Source organism: Trebonia kvetii (assembly GCF_007827045.1).
Lineage (GTDB): Bacteria > Actinomycetota > Actinomycetes > Streptosporangiales > Streptosporangiaceae > Trebonia > Trebonia kvetii.
Window position 1 is genome coordinate 1 of the sequence record NZ_RPFW01000090.1, and the last position, 248, is coordinate 248.

1 protein-coding gene is annotated in these 248 nt (G+C 64.9%); it reads right to left on the minus strand.

Going from position 1 to position 248, the window contains the following annotated elements; genetic code table 11:
* The coding region (locus EAS64_RS43095) for a reverse transcriptase domain-containing protein (protein ID WP_246116169.1) at nucleotides 1-190 on the minus strand (190 nt) is incomplete at its 3' end.
* Nucleotides 191-248 lie beyond the last annotated feature (58 nt).

A 248-nucleotide genomic window follows, 5' to 3' on the forward strand; every position in this document is an offset into this window, starting at 1 on the left:
GGCAGTAGACGATTTTCGTCTTGTCCGGGTGCAGCTGGAGCCCGACCTCGGCCATCCGCCCGCCGAGCGCGGCCAGCACTTCCCTGGCCTGCCTCTCGGTCGCGCAGTGGACCACGGCGTCGTCCGCATAACGCTCGAACGGGCAGCCCGGGAACTCCCGGTCCATCCACATGTCGAATGCGTAGTGCATGAACAGGTTCGCCAAGACGGGCGAAACCGCTGAACCCTATGCGCAGTGCTGGGTTATG